The organism is Pseudoalteromonas sp. D15MCD-2, assembly GCF_038562745.1.
In the GTDB taxonomy this organism is placed as follows: Bacteria; Pseudomonadota; Gammaproteobacteria; order Enterobacterales; family Alteromonadaceae; genus Pseudoalteromonas.
Genome location: NZ_JBCFQE010000001.1, coordinates 1427937 through 1441151, shown reverse-complemented (window position 1 = coordinate 1441151; position 13215 = coordinate 1427937). Strand labels below are relative to the sequence as shown.

Sequence of the window (13215 nt, the reverse complement as noted above, 5' to 3'; positions counted from 1 at the left end):
ACTTTAGTTATGGAGAGTAGCTTTTAGGACATAGAATGCGAAGTTCTAGCTTATTGGCTGATTAATTTAGTCTTAAACAATGCCTTTGGAGGAATATAATTTCGGTACAGTTTATGACTATTTATAGAGAGTTAAAACTCGGGGTTTGGCAGGAGATAAAAATGAATTTTTGGTGAAACAGAAACTGTTTCACCAAAATGCTTAGGTTCGCATAATTAATTATGCTACTTCTACGTTCTCAGCTTCAGGGCCTTTTTGACCTTGTTTGATGCCGAAAGATACTTGCTGACCTTCGCTTAGAGTGCGGAAGCCTGTACCTGTGATAGCGCTGAAGTGTACGAATACATCAGGGCCATTTTCTTGTTCAATAAAACCGAAGCCTTTAGCTTCGTTGAAGAACTTAACTTTACCAGTAACCGTGTTTGACATACCAAATTTTCCTGTAAGTCAATTATTAAAATTCAGCCATAATGGCTCTATCCTCCCTGAGTGAATGCCCAAAAAACTTGGGGTAAAGTACAGGAAGAACCAATAACCAAACCGGTAACCGTACAGCCGCACATTATCCGTAAATTCAATACGCAAAAACTCAAAGCAATTTAAGACTAACACATTAAATTGCTTTTAGCTCTATTAATCGAAAATAATTTTAAGGTCAACTGCCTAAACAAAAATATATGACAGTACTATTTATAAACAATTAATTATCAATGAAAAAAGCCCATCAAATAGATGGGCTTTTAAATCTCAATTTATAGCTTGCTAAAACTTACTTAACTTGCCAATCCATTTGCGCTTCTGCTTTGATTGGTACCACTTCTGAATCACCTAGTTTATAGCTTGCTGGTACTGTCCAGCTCTCTTTAACTAGTGTAATTGTATCTTGGTTTCGTGGCATACCATAGAAGTCAGGGCCAAAGTGACTCGCAAAACCTTCAAGCTTGTCTAAAGCACCCGCTTCTTCAAACGCTTCTGCATAAAGCTCAATAGCTGCATGTGCAGTATATGCACCGGCACAACCACAGGCCGCTTCTTTTTTGTCTTTGTAATGTGGTGCAGAGTCAGTACCTAAGAAGAATTTTTTGCTGCCGCTTGTTGCAGCACCAATTAACGCTTGCTGGTGAATGTTACGCTTTAAAATAGGTAAGCAGTAATAATGCGGGCGAATACCACCTGCTAGCATATGATTACGGTTATAAAGAAGGTGATGAGCAGTAATTGTTGCAGCAACATTCTCTGGTGCATTATTAACAAACTCTACTGCATCTTTCGTGGTGATGTGCTCAAGCACAATTTTAAGACTCGGGAAGTCATTTACCACGTCCGCTAGAATTGTTTCTAAAAATACCTTCTCACGGTCAAAAATATCAATTGATGAATCGGTTACTTCACCGTGCACTAGCAGCAACATTCCTACTTCTTGCATTGCCTCAAGTACAGGGTAAATGTTTTTGATTGATGTTACACCCGAATCTGAGTTGGTCGTCGCACCAGCTGGGTACAACTTAGCAGCAACAATTTTACCTGTCGCTTTAGCTTTTTTGATTTCTTCTGGTGTAGTTTTGTCTGTTAGGTAAAGCACCATTAATGGCTCAAAGTTACCTTGTGGGCCCGCAGCTTTAATTCGCTCATAGTAAGATAACGCAGTGTCTGTGCAGGTTGCCGGTGGAACAAGGTTTGGCATGATGATCGCGCGACCCATATAACGGCTAGCATCACGAACGGTATCAACGAGTTGCTCGCCATCACGTAAATGAATGTGCCAATCATCAGGGCGTGTAATTGTTAGAGTTTGCATCGAATTTAAATCTGACATTGCTTGTTTCCACGGCTAAAGTTAGGGGGATAGCGTAAACATTGAGCAAATAACCTCGCTTATTTACCCAAGTTCATATTCAGGTGCCTAGTTTACACCAGTTCCAGTTTTTTTTGAAAATAACTTTGTGGATAGTTTGATAGTAGGTTAACGTAATAAATTAATACAACATTTCGGTTACCTTTTATTCTATGCCTAAGAGTTTAGACGCTGCTTTTGCACTTGAGGTCAAAACAGACCAACTACATATTATTAATCAGTTCTCATCATCTGTGATGCAATTAGACACAGTTGAAGAATTGTTAGAGTATGTCACGTCAGAAGTGGTAAGCCGCCTAGGTTTTATAGAGTGTGTTATTTATCTAGCCGATGACAAAACTCGCACCCTCAAAGAAATGGCGTCTATTGGCACAGCAAGCAGCCACGATACTTACCATATCGACCGAACAGAAATTAGCTTTGACCAAGGTATTACGGGGTATGTCGCAAGCACTGGTAAACCGTTAATGATTGGCGATGTCAGTGAAGACCCACGTTATATCGCTGACTCTCGCCCTGCTCTTTCTGAGCTTTGCGTACCATTAGTTTATAAAGAAAAAGTACTGGGTGTCATTGACTGTGAGCACCCGCAAAAAGATTACTACAACGACGCCCATTTAGAGATTTTATCAACAGTGGCGCATCTATTAAGTGCCAAGATAAATCAAGTTCGCACCGTAGAAGACTTACAGCAAACTGTGATGCAGTTAAATGATGCGCAAAAGCTAGAACGCTCGATGCTGCAAATTGCTAACTTAACCTATCAATCAAGCGAGCTAGATAGCTTCTTTGAATCTTTACACGGCATTATTACCTCTTTACTTAGGGCTGATAACTTCTTCATTGGCCTGTATGACAAGCAACTAGATGTACTTGATTTAGTTTACATTATCGAAGAAGGCGTGCGTTCTAACGCGCATAAGAAAATATCGAAAGAACAATTAAAAGACACCGCATCTTATTACTTATTAAATATCGACCAATCTTTACTTTTTACGAAAGAAGAATTTCAACAGCATATTGATGCTGGTCATTTTAAAATGGTTGGTCGTCAGGCCGAGTCTTGGCTGGGTGTGCCATTTAAAGTAAATGAGCGCATTAGTGGTGTTATCGCCGTACAAAGTTACAGTAAAAGCTATCATTATGACGAACATGACCGTGCCTTACTTACGTATGTGAGCCGCCAAATTAGCATGGCAATAGATCGTCAATTATCAAGACAAGAGCTTGAGCACCGCGCTCTTCACGACGAATTAACCGGCCTTGCTAATCGCTCGTTATTAATAGAACGTATTAAACATGCGATCCTTCGCCTTGCAAGAGCCGATAAGCGTCACCAACATGCCCTGCTCTATCTAGACTTTGACCGCTTCAAGAGTATCAATGATTCATTAGGTCATGAGGTTGGCGACCACTTTTTGGTAAAAATCTGTGAGTTGATCTTAGGTACCATTCGCAATACCGATACCTTTGCCCGTTTAGGGGGGGATGAGTTTGCCATCTTTATGGAAAACATCACCGATAAACAACAAATTAATGATGCTCTAGATCGCATTCAACAGGTACTAACAGAGCCTCTCAATATTGACGGCCACCTATTGCAAGCATCTACCAGTATAGGCGTTGCCTTTTGTGAAAGCAGTCGCGATCAAGCATACAAGCTACTGCAGCATGCCGATGCAGCAATGTACGAGGCAAAGTCATCTGGCCGTGGTAAGGTTAAGTTTTTCAACAATACCATGCGTAAAAAACTTAAAAATCATGCGGATATAGAAAATGATTTACAGCATGGTATTGAGCATGACGATTTTGAGCTTTACTACCAGCCAATTTTTACCATTCAAGACACAAGAGTTGTAGGTTTTGAAGCACTTGTACGCTGGCACCACCCAAGTAAAGGCTTCGTCTCGCCAAATGATTTTATTCCGGTTGCAGAAGACACCGGCCAGATTATTAATCTAGATTTACATTTGCTTGAGCTTGCTGCAAAGCAAATCGCAAAGTGGACGAGTGAAGGAAAAGCATTTGGCCGCATTACTGTGAATGTATCATCACGTCATTTTGCGAGCCTAGATTTTGTAGCGCAAATACATTCCTTATACAAACAATATAAATTGCCACTTGGCTCACTATGCTTAGAAATCACAGAGTCTGGCCTTATTGGCAATTTAGAGCTGGCAACAAAAATCATTAAGGGCCTTGAGCCTCTTGAAGTAAAACTGTGTTTAGATGACTTTGGCACAGGCTACTCAGCGCTTGGTTATTTACATCAATTACCGATTCACATAATGAAAATTGATAAAAGTTTCATTGACCACTTAAACAAAGCGCATAACCCCTTGGTTGATGCCATTTTATCATTAGCACAATCGTTAAAACTCGATGTCGTTGCTGAAGGGATTGAAACAGAAAAACAATTGGCAATCCTAAAACAAACTCAATGTAAGTTTGGTCAAGGCTTTTTAAAAGCGAAACCCATGCCAGCCAGTGAAGCAGAAAAAGTCATCACTCACGGCCTATAATGCTAATATAAAAAAGCCTTGCAAATACAAGGCTTAGTTTGTTTATACTTTACAAAAAGTTACAGCTCGCCAGGTGCAAAGTTATCAACGGCTATCGCTTGTTTACGTAACTCATTGGCTTGATTCATGCGCTCTGCAACGGTTTCGTTAATCAAGTTTTTCTCTTTTGCTTCGGCAATTGCGCCCTCAAGTTCAAGATTTTTGGCAATAGTGCCTTCTTTTTGCCATTTACGAAGCTGCTTAAAGTCTTCATGAGTATCAATCATGGCTAAAAAGGCATTTTCCATTACACCAGTCCCTGCATTTTCATCGACATAACAAAGGTGGGTTAATCTATCTCTAAAGACTCCTGGTTTGCTCATGTGTTCACACATAGTTTGAGCTAACTCATCGCTTGGACGGTGGTAATGATTACCAAGTGGGAACACAATACGTTTTAGTAAAAAATTAACCACAGGATTAGAGAAGTTTTTAAAGAAGCCGTCGAATGCCTGACCAATGCAGAATAACGAGTGCTCAACAGCATATTGCACAAATGGCAGGTCAGCTTGCTGGCGTCCTTCATCTTCATAACGTTTCAGTACACATGAAGCAAGATATAAGTGGCTAAGCACATCACCTAAACGCGCCGAAATCATCTCTTTGCGTTTTAACTCACCACCTAATACTAGCATCGCAACATCAGTACAAAATGCTAAACCACGACTCATGCGGCTTAACTGTTTGTAGTAAACAGTAGTTGCGCCACATACAGGGGCTTTAGCGAAGTAACTGCGTGTTAAACCGTGCACAAATGCCATACCTGCATTACTGCCAGCAAATAAAATATGTTGCAGTAGTAATGAATCAAATTCTTTTAAGGCAACATCATGGTCTTCCATTGCTGCTGCTTCCATTTCTTTTAAAACAAACGGATGACAGCGAGTGGCACCTTGACCAAAGATCATCAAATTACGAGTAAGAATATTTGCACCTTCAACGGTAATCGATACCGGGATCCCCATATAGCCATGAGCTAGATAGTTATTCGGCCCGACTTGAATACCTTTACCCGAATGAATGTCCATAGCGTCATTCATTACTGTACGGCCCATTTCAGTCATATGGTACTTAGCTATAGCGGTAACCACAGACGGGCTCAATTTTAAATCAATCGCCCCTGCGGTCATTAGCCTTGCTGATTCTAAGGTGTAAGTTAAACCACCAATGCGAGCAAGCGCCTCTTGAACACCTTCAAACTGGCCAATTGACACACCAAATTGTTGGCGAACGGTTGCATAGGCTGATGTCATTCTTGAAGCCAAGTGGCCAGTGGCTGTACTAAGTGCCGGTAACGAAATACCGCGGCCCGCACTTAAACATTCAACTAACATACGCCAGCCTCGACCAGCGCCCTTTTCACCACCGATGATCCAATCAAGCGGAATAAACACATCTTTACCGTATGTTGTGCCATTCATAAATGCCATGTTTAACGGATAATGACGCTCACCTGTTTGTACACCTTCGTGATCAGTTGGAATAAGCGCACACGTAATGCCAAGCTCTTTTTTATCTCCTAATAAGCCCTCAGGATCGTACATTTTAAATGCAAGACCCAGCACTGTGGCAATTGGCGCAAGGGTGATATAACGTTTTGACCAGTTAAGTTTTAAACCAATCACTTCTTCACCATTATGCATGCCCTTACAAACCACCCCTGTATCAGGAATACTGCCTGCATCAGACCCAGCCTCAGGACCCGTTAATGCAAAACAAGGCACATCATCACCCTTAGCCAGGCTTGGCAACCAACGCTCTTGTTGCTCGGTAGTACCATAATGAAGGAGTAATTCACCTGGACCTAAACTATTGGGCACCATTACGGTGACCGCAGCGGTTAAGCTCTTAGTGGCAATTTTCGATACGATGGTTGAATTTGCAATCGCCGAAAACTCGCGACCACCAAATTTTTCAGGAATGATTAACGCAAAAAATCCTTCTTTTTTTAGGTAGTCCCACACTTCTTTTGGTAGGTCTTTATCTTTTTGCACGATTTGATAATCATCAAGCATGGCTAACAAGGTTTCGACTTGCTCGCTCATAAATGCGCGTTCTTTTTCGCTGAGTTCAGGTTTAGGAAAACGATGCAGTTTTTGCCAATCAGGGTTACCACTGAATAGTTCACCATCCCACCAAACATCACCTGCTTCCATAGCTTCACGTTCTGTTTGCGATAACGGCGGCAAAACTTTTTTAAACATACTAAACGTAGGTCGTGTGACAAGATTGAGGCGAATGTCTTTCACCGCAAAAATTACAATCACAGCAACCAGTAACAGAATGATTACGGTCGTCATTGTGCAATCCTTTTATTTTAATTAACTGCTTCAAGTATGACTGATCGTGCCATAAATACAACGTAAGCAGCTCTTACTTAGGTTGTTTTCAACTAGGCAGTTTGTTGTTTACTAAGACACTGCTATTATGCATGGGCAATAAATAACAATAAACTTCTAGGGAACGTTATGAAAAAGACTCCATTTAAGCTCAGCATCAGCGCGCTTATGGTCGCAAGTGCACTAGCACTTACTGGCTGTAATGATGACACTGCGAGCAATAAAACAACGACTGCTGAAGTCAAAACAAGCCAAGTTACCGCACAAGATGCCGATAAATTTATCGCCGCTACTGAAAAAGAATTAAGCGCGCTTTATTTAGAAGCAAGCCGTGCTGAATGGATTTATGCCAACTTCATTACCCATGATACTGCGGAACTATCTGCTGAAGTAAATCGCAAGATGACCGAAGCCGTAGTTCGCCTTGCTAATGAAGCTGCAAAATTCGATAGTTTAGAGCTAGATTACGATGCGCGTCGTAAACTCGATAAACTTAAACTAGCGCTTACCTTACCTGCACCACAAGATGCTGAAAAAACAGCTAAGCTCTCACAATTAGTGGCTGAGCTAGGGGGTATTTATGGTAAAGGTAAATACTGTAAAGAAGATGGTAGCTGTTTAAGCCTTGGCGACATGACCGCAAAAATGGCAACGAGCCGTGATTACAATGAATTGCTTGATTTATGGCAAGGTTGGCGTCAAGTTTCAAAACCTATGCGCCCGCTTTATGAGCAACAAGTTGCCCTCACCAATGAAGGTGCAAAAGAGCTAGGTTATGCAGATACAGGTGCTATGTGGCGTAGTAAATACGACATGCCAGCCGATGATTTTGCAAAAGAACTCGACCGTATTTGGGGCCAAGTTAAACCGCTTTATGATTCATTACATTGTCATGTTCGTGCCAAGCTAGGTGAAAAATATGGCGAAGATAAAGTACCACAAGACCAGCCTATCCCTGCACACCTACTAGGAAATATGTGGGCACAAACGTGGGGTAACATTTACGATGTTGTTGCACCAGAAAATGCCGATCCTGGTTATGACGTAACAGAACTATTAGCTGAGCACGATTACGACGAACTTAAAATGGTACGTGGCGCTGAGAAGTTCTTCACCTCAATGGGTTTTGCGCCATTGCCAGATACCTTCTATGAGCGCTCACTATTCACTAAACCTCAAGATCGTGACGTACAGTGCCATGCGTCAGCTTGGAATATTGATAGCAAAGACGACCTACGTATTAAGATGTGTATTCAACGCACAGGTGAAGAATTCTCTGTTATTCACCATGAGTTAGGCCATAACTTCTATCAACGCGCGTACAACACGCAGCCTATTTATTATCAAGAAAGTGCGAACGATGGTTTCCACGAAGCGATTGGTGACACCATTGCTCTTTCTGTAACGCCAGGTTATTTAAAAGAAATTGGTTTATTAGACGAAGTACCTGATGAATCTAAAGATATTGGCCTATTAATGAAAATGGCATTAGACAAAGTAGCATTTATTCCATTTGGTTTATTAGTAGACCAATGGCGCTGGAAAGTTTTCTCAGGTGAAGTAACACCTGAGAACTACAACAAAGCGTGGTGGGAATTACGTGAAAAATACCAAGGTGTACAAGCGCCTATCGCACGTAGCGAAGCAGACTTCGATCCAGGTGCTAAGTATCACGTACCAGGCAACACGCCTTACACACGTTATTTCCTAGCGCACATTTTACAATTCGACTTCCACAGAAGTTTATGTGAAATTGCCGGTAACGAAGAAGCGATTCACCGTTGTTCTGTATACAACTCTGCTGAGGCAGGTGAAAAACTAAATGCTATGTTAGAAATGGGCTCAAGCCGCCCATGGCAAGAAGCTCTTGCTACTATCACTGGTAAAGAAGAAATGGATGCAACAGCAATCTTAGATTACTTTGCACCGTTACAAAAATACCTTGATGAGCAAAATGAAGGCCGCCAGTGCGGTTGGTAATGATAAAAACGAAAAAGCCCGCATAATGCGGGCTTTTTTATATCATCAAATTAATGATTAAAACTGTAAGCTTACGTTTGCAAAGTATGCATCGTAGTCTGAGTCATCCCAGTTGTTTGCATAACCTGCTTTTAAACCAATGTTTTTGTTAAAGAAGTGCTGTGCACCAAAGCTGTAGTCATCTTCTTTATTAAACGTTACAAATGCTGACGTTGCTTTAGAGAAGTAGTAGTTAGAACCTAGTTCCCAAGAGCTACCGCTATCGTCTGTATCTGAGATTGTACCTTCAATTGTTAGGTAGTTACCTTGTTGAAGATCCATGAAGTATTTTGCATTTACTGCACGGTAATCAAACTCATCGTCTGCTGTGAATGTGAAACCTAAGTAATCAGTGCTGTTAAGCTGGTGATTGTATTTAAGGTCGAACATTACAGTGTTATCACCGTCTTCTACGTCGATAAATGTCGCTTTAAGAAGAAGGTTAGGATTAAAGAAGTAACCTGCAGACACATTGAATAAATCAGTATCTGAACCGTAATCGTAGTTGCTGTAACCCGCACCAAATACAAAATCTTGTACGAAGTATTCACCACCGATATTAGTTACATCACCAAAGTCATCATCTGCGTACGAACCAAACACGTTGGTTGTTCTGTTGATGTATTCAAACTGGTCGTATGGACCCATTGTTTTCTTTGGCGCGAAGTAATACGTTGAATCAACACTTACTGTGTCGTTGCCATCGGTGTCCATGTATCCTAAATGGCTGATTGATTGGTAACTATCCGCAGCAGTCGCGGCAGTTGACAGAAGCATACTCGAAATAATAACTGCTAACTTTTTCATAAACAGATTTCCCTATTAACATTGTTTCATTGCTGTTGAAAACTAGCCTGATGGCTAAGTTGGGCACATGCTAACGTGAGAAAACTGAATGGAAACTTAACTAAGCATTTGTTTTTACTTGATTAATTGTAATAAAGTGTCGGCAAATGTAAAGAAAAAGTTGGCCGAAACTTGCGTCTCTAAACCAACTTTTAGTGAAAAAATAAAGCTTGTCAGTACCTTATAAAGCAAACTCGCTTATAATTCTATAAACCTCATTAATGTTATCTCCTGCTTTAAAGTCTTTACTGATTGGCGTTGGATCTGAACCAACCCAAATTTTTAGTTCAGCATCAAGGTCAAAATGCCCAGCACTCTCTTTACTAAACTTAGTAATTTTTGAGTAAGCAATACTCAGCATTTCAACTTTAGAACCAGTAACGCCTTGTTTATCAATAATAATTAATCTTTTATTGGTAAAGATGAACATATCACGAATGACTTTATAGGCTTTTTGTACTGTTTCACCATCAATCAGGGTATTAGCAAGCAGCTCTTCTAAATCATCGTTATCGACTTCACTTGCGTTACCCATTAATCCGCTTAATAGACCCATAATTAGCTCTCCTTATGAAAAATTTGGTTTTCGAGTGTGTGACCATTTACCAGTTGACGATACTGCCAACCTTGTTGATAACAAAAGTGTAGAAGATTGATATCAAAAGGCTCAGCGGTTTTTTCAAACTCGATCACATATTCTTTTGCTTGGCTCATATAAACATGATGTACATGGGCAAGGCCAGCAAGCTTTGCTTCTACATCATCATATTGTTGATTTAACTGCAGCGTAATAAAGTGTTTATTATCCTGCGTGCTAGAACGGGCTTGATGCTCACTTAACACCCCTTTATCGAGGTGTAAAACCTGAGAGCATAAACGCTCAAGCTCAGTTAAGTCATGGGAGCTTAAAATAAATGTTGCTTCGTTACTTAAAGAACTTACCAGCTCCCTTACCTCACGAGCATGAATTGGATCAAGGCCTGCAGTTGCTTCATCAAGCATCACTATTTCAGGTGAACCAATTAATGCCTGTGCAATCGTCACTCGCTTACGCATACCATGAGAAAGGTCATCCGGTCGCTGCTTAGCCACTTCTGACAAACCAACGAGCTCTAAAACACGAGCCGTTTCTTTTTTACGAACCGCACCACTGAGCCCTTGTAATTGACCATAAAAGTTAAGTTGATGCGCAATACTAAAACGAGGATCAAGCTGGGCATCTTGCGGTAACGCGGTTAGCTTACCGAATAACGCCGCATTACCTGGGGTATGCCCCATTACCGATAGCTTTCCTGAGCTTGGTAAAATATAGCCACATAACAAACTGAATAACGTTGTTTTACCCGCACCATTTGGACCAACTAGCGCTACCGGTGCCCCTTTGTTTATCTCAAAGCTGACGTTATCGAGCGCTCGTTTAGCCCCGTAGTTTTTTGACAAGCCTTGTGCTTGAATTAAAACGGTCATAATGAGCTCCTCGCAAAAATTCGTTCACCAGCAACCAGTAGCACTGCCGTTTGTAAAAGTGGTAAACCTAGAGCCAATGTGACACCTGCACGCTGGCCTGCCATTAAATCAAGTTGATAGCCCGGAAATATGTAATTTAAAACCTCAAATGCAGGCCATTGCCATGTTAGTAAGCCAATCACAATATTACCGCCAGCAAAGAACAAAATAGCCAATACAAATGCAAGGCGCGATGAACGGGCAAATGTATTCAAAAAGCTCATCAACGCAATAAATGGCATAACCGCAACAAGCAAATAAAATAACAACATAAAGCTTCGCGATAAGCCAGAAAGCAGCAAACTTGGCTCACGATAGCCAAGCATTGCAACCGTTGCCATCAAGGTAACAAACAACAATGCTGCTAAAATGAGTAGCTGCCCTAAAAAGCGGCCAATAATAATTTCTGAACGAGTCGCTCTAAGTGATAAAAAGCGTAACGTACCTCGCTGTCTATCGCCCACTGTTTGGTCACTACATAAAAACAAACAGAAGCTTGGGAAACTAAATAAAGCAATCAGCCAATAAACAGCAAGTTCAGATTCAGGCCAATCAAGTAATTTACTGATGCCAATGGCGCCAAATGCTTGTCTTGCAAAGTCGGCAAAATCAGGTGAGCTAATCAAGGTCACAGATTGGGCTATAGGATAGCGTAAAATAAGTAGCCAACAAATGGCAAAAGCGGCAACCGCCAACAAACCACGTTTGGTCAGAAATAGTCGTACTAGCTCAAATTGGGCAATTTGTGCAAGACGTTTAGGATGTAACTGCGTCACTCATAATCCTTAATGAATTTTATTATTAGAATTACACTAAGTTGAAACAGCTTGAATTACCAGAAAAAAAAGACCCGACAAGCGGGTCTTATGTAACAAAGTATAAACTTTTAACCTAGAGGTGGCTTTCGTACACTGCAAGCGCTTGGTCAAGGTCGGCTAGTAAATCAGCCACATCTTCAAGACCAATGTGTAGCCTTATTACCGGACCTTGCGACCAACCTGTTTCAGAGCGAAGCCCTTTCATGCTCAGGTTTGCTGTGACTAAACTCTCATAACCACCCCAAGAAAAGCCCATTTTAAAATGGTGCAAGCTATCTAAAAACGAATCAATCGCTTGTTGATTACCCTGCTTCATTACAAATGAAAATAAGCCGTTGCTGCCATCAAAGTCTCGTTTAAAGAACTCATGACCCGGGCACGTTGCAAAAGCCGGATGGCGAATATGATCAACCAATGGGTGTGTTTCAAGCCATTTAGCCACTTCGATGGCGGCTTGTTCATGCTGCTTTAAACGCACAGCCATAGTACGCAGACCACGAAGCGCTAAATAAGCATCATCAGCAGAGGTACATTGACCAAGTAGGTATGAATTTTCGCGAAGGGTTGGCCAATACTTTTTATTGGCAACCGCCACCCCCATCATCACATCTGAGTGACCAACGATATATTTTGTCGCTGCTTGAATACTAATATCTACGCCATGCTCAAGCGGTCTAAAATGCAGACCATTCCCCCAGGTGTTATCTAGCATGGTCATTACACCGCGCTCATTTGCCTTTGCAACCATGGCTGGCACATCTTGCACTTCCATGGTGATTGAGCCAGGTGATTCTAAAAACAATACGCGAGTGTTATCTTTAATAAGCTCACTAATCCCTGCACCAATTCCCGGCGGGTAATAAGTTGTTTCAATTCCTAATCCAGCCAGTATTTTGTCGCAAAAATCACGGGTCGGCTCGTAAGCGGTATCCACCATTAAAATATGATCGCCCGCTTTCACAAACGAGAGTAGCGCATTGCTTATTGCAGCCGCACCTGATGGATATAGCGCACAGCCTTCGCCACCTTCAAGTTCAGCAATGGCTTCTTGCAAAGCAAAGTGTGTCGTCGTACCGCGACGGCCATAAAATAACGTTTTGTCGCCTCGTTTCTTCGCCGCTGCTTTTAAATCAGCCACTGAATCGAATACTACCGTTGATGCACGTTGCACCACAGGGTTCACAACCCCTTGTGTGTACGCTTTTTTACGCCCTGCAGAGACGATTTGGGTATTTTTATTTGTCTTTGTCATAATTTGTCCAAGCTGTGCT

The 13215-nt window shown here is 41.4% G+C and carries 10 protein-coding genes; 2 read left to right on the top strand and 8 right to left on the bottom strand.

Features of this window, described 5'->3' with window-relative positions; all coding sequences use genetic code 11:
- Positions 1–219: 219 nt before the first annotated feature.
- Positions 220–429, bottom strand: coding sequence for a cold-shock protein (locus AADY36_RS06490; RefSeq protein ID WP_036967526.1), 210 nt, complete (start codon positions 427–429; stop codon positions 220–222).
- Between the two features lie 340 nt (positions 430–769).
- On the bottom strand, positions 770–1816 hold the full coding sequence (pyrC, locus tag AADY36_RS06485) for a dihydroorotase (protein WP_055196831.1): 1047 nt from the start codon (positions 1814–1816) through the stop codon (positions 770–772).
- Positions 1817–2007: 191 nt separating this feature from the next.
- Between pyrC and AADY36_RS06480 the strand changes: the two genes are divergently transcribed.
- Positions 2008–4377 (top strand): EAL domain-containing protein, encoded by a 2370-nt coding sequence (locus AADY36_RS06480; RefSeq protein WP_055196833.1) that lies wholly within the window; start codon positions 2008–2010, stop codon positions 4375–4377.
- Positions 4378–4436: 59 nt separating this feature from the next.
- Here AADY36_RS06480 and AADY36_RS06475 read toward each other — a convergent pair whose 3' ends face one another.
- On the bottom strand, positions 4437–6716 hold the full coding sequence (locus tag AADY36_RS06475) for an acyl-CoA dehydrogenase (protein ID WP_342408690.1): 2280 nt from the start codon (positions 6714–6716) through the stop codon (positions 4437–4439).
- A gap of 168 nt (positions 6717–6884) precedes the next feature.
- On the opposite strand from AADY36_RS06475, the gene AADY36_RS06470 reads away from it, so the two are divergent.
- Positions 6885–8735 (top strand): M2 family metallopeptidase, encoded by a 1851-nt coding sequence (locus AADY36_RS06470; RefSeq protein ID WP_054561748.1) that lies wholly within the window; start codon positions 6885–6887, stop codon positions 8733–8735.
- 57 nt (positions 8736–8792) lie between these two features.
- Here AADY36_RS06470 and AADY36_RS06465 read toward each other — a convergent pair whose 3' ends face one another.
- The 5 genes from AADY36_RS06465 to AADY36_RS06445 all read right to left on the bottom strand — a co-directional run bounded on the left by AADY36_RS06465 (position 8793) and on the right by AADY36_RS06445 (position 13196).
- Positions 8793–9581 (bottom strand): putative porin, encoded by a 789-nt coding sequence (locus tag AADY36_RS06465; RefSeq protein ID WP_054561749.1) that lies wholly within the window; start codon positions 9579–9581, stop codon positions 8793–8795.
- Positions 9582–9801: 220 nt separating this feature from the next.
- Positions 9802–10176, bottom strand: coding sequence for a PH domain-containing protein (locus AADY36_RS06460; RefSeq protein WP_054561750.1), 375 nt, complete (start codon positions 10174–10176; stop codon positions 9802–9804).
- 2 nt (positions 10177–10178) lie between these two features.
- On the bottom strand, positions 10179–11087 hold the full coding sequence (locus AADY36_RS06455) for an ABC transporter ATP-binding protein (protein ID WP_055021539.1): 909 nt from the start codon (positions 11085–11087) through the stop codon (positions 10179–10181).
- Positions 11084–11902, bottom strand: a complete 819-nt coding sequence (locus AADY36_RS06450; RefSeq protein ID WP_054551569.1) for an ABC transporter permease — start codon at positions 11900–11902, stop codon at positions 11084–11086. Before AADY36_RS06450 ends, AADY36_RS06455 begins: the two co-directional genes overlap by 4 nt.
- Positions 11903–12017: 115 nt before the next feature.
- Positions 12018–13196 (bottom strand): cystathionine beta-lyase, encoded by a 1179-nt coding sequence (locus AADY36_RS06445; RefSeq protein ID WP_239964594.1) that lies wholly within the window; start codon positions 13194–13196, stop codon positions 12018–12020.
- Positions 13197–13215: the final 19 nt, after the last annotated feature.

What these genes read in the sequence shown, in the direction of transcription:
- AADY36_RS06490 (WP_036967526.1), bottom strand. Translation starts at nt 429, where the DNA reads ATGTCAAACACGGTTACTGGTAAAGTTAAGTTCTTCAACGAAGCTAAA.
- pyrC (WP_055196831.1), bottom strand. Translation starts at nt 1,816, where the DNA reads ATGTCAGATTTAAATTCGATGCAAACTCTAACAATTACACGCCCTGAT.
- AADY36_RS06480 (WP_055196833.1), top strand. Translation starts at nt 2,008, where the DNA reads ATGCCTAAGAGTTTAGACGCTGCTTTTGCACTTGAGGTCAAAACAGAC.
- AADY36_RS06475 (WP_342408690.1), bottom strand. Translation starts at nt 6,716, where the DNA reads ATGACGACCGTAATCATTCTGTTACTGGTTGCTGTGATTGTAATTTTT.
- AADY36_RS06470 (WP_054561748.1), top strand. Translation starts at nt 6,885, where the DNA reads ATGAAAAAGACTCCATTTAAGCTCAGCATCAGCGCGCTTATGGTCGCA.
- AADY36_RS06465 (WP_054561749.1), bottom strand. Translation starts at nt 9,581, where the DNA reads ATGAAAAAGTTAGCAGTTATTATTTCGAGTATGCTTCTGTCAACTGCC.
- AADY36_RS06460 (WP_054561750.1), bottom strand. Translation starts at nt 10,176, where the DNA reads ATGGGTCTATTAAGCGGATTAATGGGTAACGCAAGTGAAGTCGATAAC.
- AADY36_RS06455 (WP_055021539.1), bottom strand. Translation starts at nt 11,087, where the DNA reads ATGACCGTTTTAATTCAAGCACAAGGCTTGTCAAAAAACTACGGGGCT.
- AADY36_RS06445 (WP_239964594.1), bottom strand. Translation starts at nt 13,196, where the DNA reads ATGACAAAGACAAATAAAAATACCCAAATCGTCTCTGCAGGGCGTAAA.